Origin of the sequence: Mesorhizobium sp. M7A.F.Ca.CA.004.12.1.1 (assembly GCF_003997835.1) — a bacterium.
Lineage (GTDB): Bacteria > Pseudomonadota > Alphaproteobacteria > Rhizobiales > Rhizobiaceae > Mesorhizobium.
This window is the reverse complement of the sequence record NZ_RZRK01000268.1, coordinates 1-7314: the sequence shown is the minus strand read 5'-3', so window position 1 is coordinate 7314 and position 7314 is coordinate 1. Positions and strand designations below refer to the sequence as shown.

Annotated in this window: 7 protein-coding genes and 1 pseudogene; 7 read left to right on the top strand and 1 reads right to left on the bottom strand. The window is 63.3% G+C overall.

The window, feature by feature from the left end:
- The 4 genes from EN984_RS15880 to EN984_RS15865 all read left to right on the top strand — a co-directional run.
- Positions 1-638 (top strand): ABC transporter permease (locus tag EN984_RS15880; RefSeq protein WP_164765489.1); only part of this gene is annotated, 638 nt, incomplete at its 5' end.
- Entirely contained in the window at positions 635-1573 is a 939-nt protein-coding gene (locus tag EN984_RS15875; RefSeq protein ID WP_127267858.1) for an ABC transporter ATP-binding protein, read from the top strand. The genes EN984_RS15880 and EN984_RS15875, both read left to right, overlap by 4 nt.
- A complete protein-coding gene (locus EN984_RS15870; RefSeq protein ID WP_127267857.1) occupies positions 1570-2319 on the top strand; it encodes an ABC transporter permease in 750 nt (249 codons plus the stop codon). The genes EN984_RS15875 and EN984_RS15870 overlap by 4 nt, the downstream gene beginning before the upstream one ends.
- Positions 2320-2556: 237 nt before the next feature.
- Positions 2557-4698 carry a sodium-translocating pyrophosphatase gene (locus tag EN984_RS15865; protein ID WP_127267856.1) on the top strand — a complete coding sequence of 714 codons (2142 nt, stop codon included), beginning with the start codon at positions 2557-2559 and terminating at the stop codon, positions 4696-4698.
- Positions 4699-4977: 279 nt separating this feature from the next.
- Here the strand turns inward: EN984_RS15865 and EN984_RS15860 are convergent, their stop codons facing one another.
- Positions 4978-5490 carry an outer membrane protein assembly factor BamE gene (locus tag EN984_RS15860; protein ID WP_127267855.1) on the bottom strand — a complete coding sequence of 171 codons (513 nt, stop codon included), beginning with the start codon at positions 5488-5490 and terminating at the stop codon, positions 4978-4980.
- A 114-nt stretch (positions 5491-5604) separates the two neighbouring features.
- Between EN984_RS15860 and EN984_RS15855 the strand changes: the two genes are divergently transcribed.
- The 3 genes and pseudogenes from EN984_RS15855 to EN984_RS15845 form a co-directional block, all read left to right on the top strand.
- Positions 5605-6153 carry a ubiquinol-cytochrome C chaperone family protein gene (locus EN984_RS15855; protein WP_127267861.1) on the top strand — a complete coding sequence of 183 codons (549 nt, stop codon included), beginning with the start codon at positions 5605-5607 and terminating at the stop codon, positions 6151-6153.
- Positions 6150-6698 carry a DUF177 domain-containing protein gene (locus EN984_RS15850; protein WP_027162417.1) on the top strand — a complete coding sequence of 183 codons (549 nt, stop codon included), beginning with the start codon at positions 6150-6152 and terminating at the stop codon, positions 6696-6698. The genes EN984_RS15855 and EN984_RS15850 overlap by 4 nt, the downstream gene beginning before the upstream one ends.
- A gap of 113 nt (positions 6699-6811) precedes the next feature.
- Positions 6812-7314: pseudogene (locus EN984_RS15845) on the top strand (phosphate acyltransferase); the annotation flags it as partial.

Genomic DNA, 7314 nt, shown 5'->3' with positions numbered 1-7314 from the left:
GCTCCAAGCATGTAACGCTGGCGCTAGGGTCGCTGCTTGCGGCGGTGGTCGTCGGCCTGCCACTCGGCATTCTCTGCCATCGTGTCGAAAGTCTGCGCGCCGGCGTTCTCAACGCGCTCAATATCATCCAGACCATTCCTTCGATCGCGCTGTTCGGCCTTTTGATCGCGCCGCTCGGCTGGGTTGCCACGCATGTGCCGGGAGCTGCCGCGCTCGGCATTCGCGGCATCGGCACCGCACCGGCTTTTGTGGCGCTGTTCCTTTACTCGCTGCTGCCGGTGGTGGCCAACACCGTGGTCGGTCTGGCCGGCGTGCCGCGCGCGGCCAACGACGCGGCGCGCGGCATGGGCATGACCGACAGGCAGCGCCTGTTCGGCATCGAGTTTCCGCTGGCTTTTCCTGTCATCCTCACCGGCATCCGCATCGTCTTGGTGCAGAACATCGGCCTCGCCACCATTGCCGCGCTGATCGGCGGCGGCGGTTTCGGCGTGTTCGTCTTCCAGGGTGTGGGCCAGACGGCGATGGACCTTGTGCTGCTTGGCGCGGTGCCAACGGTCGCGCTCGCCTTTGCCGCCGCCATCATCCTCGATGCGGTGATCGAAATGACCGCCACCAGGCGCAGGGTTGAAACGGCATGATCGAGATCGAAGGCATCACCAAGCGCTATGACGCGACGACCGTGGTCGATGACGTGTCGATGGTCATCGAGCCGCGCACCATCGCCGTCATTGTCGGCACGTCCGGTTCCGGCAAGACGACGCTGCTGCGCATGATCAACCGGCTGGTCGAGCCGACCTCGGGCATCATCAAGCTCGACGGCGCCGACAATCGTTCGCTGCCCGGCTACGAGCTGCGCCGCAGCATCGGCTACGCTATCCAGGGGCACGGCCTGTTTCCGCATCGCACGGTGGCACAGAACATTGCCACCGTGCCGGTGCTGCTTGGCTGGGACAAGGACCGTATCAAGGCCCGGGTCGACGAACTGATGACGCTCTATCAGCTCGATCCCGAAGCCTTCGGGCCTCGCTACCCGCACGAACTGTCCGGCGGCCAGCAGCAGCGCGTCGGTGTTGCCCGCGCACTCGCCGCCGAACCCAACGTGCTGTTGATGGACGAACCGTTCGGCGCCCTCGACCCGATCATCCGCACCAAGGCGCAGGAAGATCTGCTGGCGATCCAGAAGCGCTTCGGCACCACCATCATCCTCGTCACCCACGACATGGAAGAGGCCGTGCATATGGGCGACAAGATCGCGGTCATGGATGCCGGCAAGCTGGTGCAATACGCCAAGCCGGCCGAGATCCTGGCAAAGCCGGCAAGCGCCTTCGTCGAGACCCTGGTTGGCGCCAGCGAAAGGCCGTTCCGGTTGCTGTCGCTCGGCCGGGTCCGCGATGCCGTGGAGAAGGGCTCCGCCGAAGGTGAGGCGATCCCCGGCGATGCGAGCCAGCGCGACGCGCTGGCCGAATTGTTGTGGTCGGGCCGGCCGGCGCTGCCGGTCAAAGGCGCCGACGGCAAGCCGCTTGGCCGCGTGACCGTCGAAGGGCTGGTGAAGCGTGCGGCGAGGCCGGCATGAAGGCCTGGCTTCCATCGCTGCTCAGGCTAGCATTGGTGGTGCTGCTTGTCGCCTTCGTCACCAATCCCGGGTGGTTCGTGCCGCTGCTGAAGCCGCTGACCGAAAACAACGCGCCGGTGATCTACAACCAGGGCAGCCTGCTGACGCTGACCCTGCTGCACTTACGCACGGTTCTGATCGCCACCGTGGCGGCAACCATCGTTGCGGTGGCGCTTGCCATCCTGGTCACCAGGCCGGCCGGCGCCGAATTCCTGCCGCTATCGCGCAGCCTCGTCAACATCGGTCAGACCTTTCCGCCGGTGGCGGTGCTGGCGCTTGCCGTACCGGCCGTCGGCTTCGGCGAGAAGCCGACACTGATCGCCCTGTTTCTCTATGGCCTGCTGCCGATTTTCGAGAATGCACTGACCGGTCTGACGACGCTGCCGGCCAATGTCGTCGAGGCGGCGCGCGGCGCCGGCATGACCGGTTGGCAAAGGCTCACCAAGGTCGAGCTGCCGCTCAGCGCCCCGATCATTCTCGGCGGCATCAGGCTGTCGGTGGTGATCAGTCTTGCCACCGCGACCATCGGTTCGACCGTGGCAGCCAAAACGCTGGGCGAAGTGATCATCGCCGGGCTGTTGTCCAACAATCTCGCCTTCATCCTGCAAGGCGGCCTGATCGTGGCAGCGCTTGCCGTGCTGATCTATGACGGTCTGTCGGCGATCGAGCGCTACACGGCGCGCCGCATGGGCCGGGGAGCCGAGTAGGGGCGTCCTGCGTCAGGCCAATTTCAATCGATCTAATAGAGGGTGCTGACAGCAGTCGTCGCCTGGCCCAAACCATTTGGGCGAAAGCCGGGCAAAAACCGAACAATATCTTGACGTTCGCAGCCCTGTTTCGCATACACCGATGCGAAGAGGCGGATTCCGTGCTCGGAATCCGGTCTTTGTCTCAACGGCCCAGGGAGGGGTTCTTTTGGGCCATCAATCGAGGAAAATCCGGCAATGACAATTATTTCCGCCGTCATCGCCTGCGGCCTGCTTTCAATCCTTTACGCCATCTGGGCGACACGTTCGGTCCTTGCGGCCGATCAAGGCAATGCACGCATGCAGGAAATCTCCGCGGCTATCCGCGAGGGCGCACAAGCCTATCTGGCGCGTCAGTACACCACCATCGCCATCGTTGGCGTCGTCGTCCTCGTGCTCGCCTGGTGGCTGCTGTCCATCACCGCCGCGATCGGCTTCCTGATCGGTGCGGTGCTTTCGGGCGCCGCCGGCTTCATCGGCATGCATGTCTCCGTTCGCGCCAACGTTCGTACGGCGCAAGCCGCATCGAACAGCCTCGCTGCCGGCCTCGACATCGCGTTCAAATCGGGCGCCATCACCGGCATGCTGGTTGCTGGCCTGGCCTTGCTCGGCGTGTCGATCTACTACCTCATCCTGACCCACTTCATGGGCCTCCAGCCCAATGACCGCATCGTCATCGACTCGCTGGTCTCGCTCGGCTTCGGCGCATCGCTGATCTCGATCTTCGCCCGTCTCGGCGGCGGCATCTTCACCAAGGGCGCCGACGTCGGCGGCGATCTCGTCGGCAAGGTCGAAGCCGGCATTCCCGAAGATGATCCGCGCAACCCGGCCACCATCGCCGACAATGTCGGCGACAATGTCGGCGACTGCGCCGGCATGGCCGCTGACCTGTTCGAAACCTATGCGGTGACCGTCGTCGCCACCATGGTTCTGGCTGCCATCTTCTTTGGCGGCACCGCCGTTCTGGGTGCGGCCATGCTTTATCCGCTCGCCATCTGCGGCGCCTGCATCCTCACCTCGATCGTCGGCACCTTCTTCGTCAAGCTCGGTTCCAACGGCTCGATCATGGGCGCGCTCTACAAGGGCCTGATCGTCACCGGCCTGCTGTCCATCGTCGGCCTCGGCGTCGCCACACAGGTGACGCTCGGCTGGGGCGAGATCGGCACAGTCGCCGGCATGGTCATCACCGGCAAGAACCTGTTCATATGCGGCCTGATCGGCCTCGTGGTGACCGGTCTCATCGTCGTCATCACCGAGTACTACACCGGCACCAACAAGCGCCCGGTCAACTCCATCGCTCAGGCGTCGGTCACCGGTCACGGCACCAACGTCATCCAGGGCCTTGCGGTCTCGCTGGAATCGACGGCGCTGCCGGCGATCGTCATCGTCGGCGGCATCATCTCGACCTATCAGCTTGCCGGCCTCTTCGGTACGGCGATCGCGGTCACGACGATGCTCGGTCTTGCCGGCATGATCGTTGCGCTCGACGCCTTCGGCCCGGTCACCGACAATGCCGGCGGCATTGCCGAAATGGCCGGCCTGCCCAAGGAAGTGCGCCAGTCCACCGACGCGCTCGACGCGGTCGGCAACACCACCAAGGCGGTGACCAAGGGCTACGCCATCGGTTCGGCCGGTCTCGGCGCACTGGTGCTGTTTGCCGCCTACTCGAACGACCTGAAGTTCTTTGCCGCCAATGGCGACAAATATCCCTACTTCCAGGGCATGGGCGAGATCTCCTTCGATCTCTCCAACCCCTACGTCGTCGCCGGCCTGATCTTCGGCGGCTTGATCCCATATCTGTTCGGCGGCATCGCCATGACGGCCGTCGGCCGCGCGGCGGGCGCCATCGTTGAGGAAGTGCGCAAGCAGTTCCGCGAGGATCCGGGCATCATGGCCGGCACCTCGAAGCCGAACTACGCACGCGCGGTCGATCTGCTGACCAAGGCGGCGATCCGCGAGATGATCATCCCGTCGCTGCTGCCGGTGCTGGCACCGCTCGTGGTCTATTTCGGCGTGCTGTTGATCTCGGGCTCGAAGGCGTCCGCCTTTGCAGCGCTGGGTGCCTCGTTGCTCGGCGTCATCGTCAATGGCCTGTTCGTCGCCATCTCGATGACCTCTGGCGGCGGTGCCTGGGACAACGCCAAGAAGTCCTTCGAAGACGGCTTTGTCGACAAGGACGGCGTCAAGCATCTCAAGGGTTCCGAGGCGCACAAGGCTTCGGTGACAGGCGACACGGTCGGCGATCCCTACAAGGACACCGCTGGCCCGGCCGTCAACCCGGCGATCAAGATCACCAACATCGTCGCGCTCTTGCTGCTGGCCGTGCTCGCGCACGGCTGATCAAGGCTTCAGCCCGAAAAAACCCGCGGGAGCGATCCCGCGGGTTTTTTGTTGAGGCAAAGCCAAACTATCCTTCAGCGCTCGCTTTCGCCCGGTCTTCGCAATGCGTGCGCTGGCACCTTATGCCGGGCCCAGCGTCGTGTTTTCAGTGGTGGCCACTGCAGCATGCCAGTGGCCGTGCCCTGACTGGTGACCCATAACAAAAACCCGCAGGATCGCTCCCGCGGGTTTTTGGTCGCCTGAGATGACGAGGCTTCCGGGAATGGAAGCCGAAGGGAACTAGACGCCGCCGCCGGGAATGCCGGGCGCCAGCTTGCTGGCACCGTTGATGACCTGGCTGAGGAAGTTCTGGTCCTTGCCGCCGGTCGGTGTGGTGCGCGAGATGAAGTCGAACATCTTGCCATCCTTCTTCCCGTAATTGGCGATCTGGGTGACACGGCCATCGGCGCCGAAATAGACAGCCAGCACATGCTGGTCAATGAGCCGTGGCTTGTCGAAGGCGACGTAGCGCTTGCGCGTCTGCGAAATGTAATAGAATGCCTCGTTGTCGAAGGTCGCGGTCGTCGACGGCGTGCCGAGCGCCAGAAGCACCTGCTCGCGGCTCGAACCGACCGGCACCAGGTCGATTGCCTGCTGGTCTATGACGTAACCTTGCGTCAGCGTCTCGCTCGGGCTGAGATCGCCCATCATCTTGGAGGTGTGGCAGGCGGACAGTGCCGAAACGATCATCAGCAGCGAGATCGCGCCGGCGGGCCTGGACGAGAAGGTCGACTTGAAATTCAGCGCGCGCAACAACAACTCCATTAGCTGGCCGCAACTTGCGCTGGGCCGCGAAACCGGTAAACCAGCTTGCTTGCCGATGCAACAAGCCCACTTCAACAAACGGTCCCCAGGAGACCATCCCCAATGTTCCAGCGCTTTTTTGGCCGCGAACGCTACGCCAACCGCGCTATCACCGAGGCGCTTTACGCACAAATCGTGGCGGCGGCGCGGCAGACTGTGTTTTATTCCCACTGGAATGTGCCAGATACGCCGCTTGGCCGTTTCGAGATGCTGTCGCTGCACATGTTCCTGTTCCAGCACAGGTTGCGCGGGGAGAGCGGTGCGGCGCAAGAGGTCGCCCAGGTGCTGATCGACGAGTTCTTCCTTGACGTCGACCATTCGTTGCGGGAATTGGGCATTGGCGACGTTGGCGTGCCCAAACGCATGAAAAAACTGGCAAAGATGTTTTATGGCCGTACCGCTGCCTATGATGATGCCCTGGAAAGAAACGACCATGACGGGCTGACCGCGGCTCTTGCCCGCAATGTCCGGCCCGACACGGGCGCCTGGGCGGAAGCATCGCTGCTGGCCAACTATGTTACCGACGCGCGCAGTCATCTGGCCGCGCAGCCATCCGAATCGATTGTCTCCGGCACGCTGACCTTTCCCGCCGCCAAGGAGGTTGAACAATGAAGCATGTTGACCCGCAAAGCCCGGTCTCCTTCCGCGCCAACATTACGCGCCTGCCGCAGAAGGGCCTGCCGCTGGTTATCGAGGCCGATGCCGCACAGCGTGCGGCACTGGCCGAGGAGCACGGGCTGATTTCGGTCGAATCCTATCGCGCCGAGCTTCTGGTCGCGTCATGGAAGCGCAATGGCGTGAAGATCAGCGGCCGCGTCGAGGCCGACATCACTCAGGCCTGCATCGTCACGCTCGAGCCTGTCGAAGCACATATCGACGAACCGGTCGAAGCGCTGCTGCTGCCCGAGGATTCCAAGCTCGGACGGCAGGGCTTCGATGGTGGCGGCGAGATCCTGCTCGATGCGGAAGGCCCTGACAGTCCAGAGACATTTTCCGGTGACACGATCGATGTCGGGGCACTCGCCGAACAGTATTTCGGGCTCGCCATCGACCCCTATCCGCGTAAGCAGGGCGCATCGCTCAATGCCGGCAGCGAGACCGAACCGGCGGAGAATGAATTTCAGCAAAAACTGCGATCCTTGCTGGGAAAATCCTGAAAAGCTCGCCCGCGACGGAAAAGTCGGTTGTGCGGCAGCCCAAAACCGTTATTTTCGCCGAACCTTCGCGGTCGCTCAAGCGACCTGCCGCCTAACCGTGAGATAAATACCGCGTGATCAGGATTTCCATCGATGCCATGGGCGGCGATCACGGACCAGCCGTGGTCATACCAGCGCTCATGACGGTCGCGACCCGTCGTCCCGACATCCGCTTCGTCATCTTCGGGCGTGAGGAAGTCGTGCGCCCCGAACTTGCCAAATTTCCCAAGCTCGCCGAGATCAGCGAATTCTTCCATTGCGAAGTTGCGGTCAGGATGGACGACAAGCCGAGCCAGGCGCTGCGCCACGGCCGCTGGAAGTCATCGATGTGGAAGGCCGTCGAAGCGGTCAAGGCCGGCACAGCCGACGCCTGCATTTCCGCCGGCAACACCGGCGCGCTGATGGCGATGTCGAAATTTTGCCTGCGCACCATGGCCACCATCGATCGCCCAGCAATCGCAGCCCTTTGGCCAACATTGCGCGGCGAAAGCGTGGTGCTGGACGTCGGTGCGACCATTGGAGCCGATGCGCAACAGCTCATTGATTTTGCCATTCTCGGCACCGGCATGGCGCGCTC

Coding starts and splice junctions, on each gene's coding strand:
- EN984_RS15870 (WP_127267857.1), top strand. CDS start 1,570: ATGAAGGCCTGGCTTCCATCGCTGCTCAGGCTAGCATTGGTGGTGCTG.
- EN984_RS15875 (WP_127267858.1), top strand. CDS start 635: ATGATCGAGATCGAAGGCATCACCAAGCGCTATGACGCGACGACCGTG.
- EN984_RS15865 (WP_127267856.1), top strand. CDS start 2,557: ATGACAATTATTTCCGCCGTCATCGCCTGCGGCCTGCTTTCAATCCTT.
- EN984_RS15850 (WP_027162417.1), top strand. CDS start 6,150: ATGAAGCATGTTGACCCGCAAAGCCCGGTCTCCTTCCGCGCCAACATT.
- EN984_RS15855 (WP_127267861.1), top strand. CDS start 5,605: ATGTTCCAGCGCTTTTTTGGCCGCGAACGCTACGCCAACCGCGCTATC.